Origin of the sequence: Tsukamurella conjunctivitidis (assembly GCF_007858475.1) — a bacterium.
Lineage (GTDB): Bacteria > Actinomycetota > Actinomycetes > Mycobacteriales > Mycobacteriaceae > Tsukamurella > Tsukamurella conjunctivitidis.
In genome coordinates this window covers 1-847 of record NZ_VIGX01000064.1, presented here as the reverse complement: position 1 = coordinate 847, position 847 = coordinate 1, and the positions used below count along the sequence as shown (strand labels likewise).

The 847-nt window shown below is 64.2% G+C and carries 1 protein-coding gene and 1 pseudogene; both read right to left on the bottom strand.

The features are described 5' to 3' along the window. Positions 1-224, bottom strand: a pseudogene (locus FK530_RS24355) (IS1380 family transposase); the annotation flags it as partial. A gap of 97 nt (positions 225-321) precedes the next feature. Further along, positions 322-847, bottom strand: a 526-nt coding sequence (locus FK530_RS24350) for a recombinase family protein (protein WP_146489422.1), incomplete at its 5' end; no start/stop codon positions are given.

Sequence of the window (847 nt, the reverse complement as noted above, 5' to 3'; positions counted from 1 at the left end):
AACGTGCTGGGGGCACGCACCGCCCCCACCACCTTTGCCGACCCACCCGAACGGAGGATGTCCATGCCGTCAATGTCATCAGCCCCGGCCAGCATGCCCGCCACCAGCGCGCGGACCTTCACGGGCGCGTTGGGGGATGCCACCGTGAGGCGCGCCTTCAGCAGACCTGTGAAGCCTGCCCTCTGGGCCAGTCCCATCACCGCGGGCAGGCCGCCTGCAGCCACGAGATGATCCTCATCGAAGACGGGCGTGAAACGGCGGGTGGGAGTGTGAGACGATTGCACCTCGAAGATGCCCCCTCGACTGCGTCCAATGGTTTGTCTACCAACACCCATTGTCCCAGATCAGAAGGGGCATCTTCTCTATTCCGACACCCCAAAACCACCCCCACAACGGTGGATCAGGGTTCAGGTCGAACGCGCCGCCCTTGACCGTCTCGATGTGGATCGGGTGCGTCTCTACGAGGTCGATGAGATCTTCCAGCTCGCGGGGGCGACGGTAGAGCCTGTCCACGTGCCACACCACGATCCGCGACGGCCCGAGCTTCACCCGCTCCAACAACTCGAGGTAGCCGGGGCGCTTCTTGCCAGAGTAGGCGGAGATGTCGTTGTCCATGAAGATCGCCGGATCAGTGATCCCGAGCCTCGCGCACGTTTCCAGGCAGTCCTGGCGCTGCCGTTCGACCCCGGCCTCCGCGCCGGTACGATCCTCGGAGATGCGCAGGTACACCACCACCTGCTCCACACCGTTGCTGCCTGATCCTGTGCCGTCCATAACGACCTCCCTCGTTGCCTGGTAGGTACGCCGGTCAAACCCGACACGTCGACAAGACAACGGCGATGTCCGC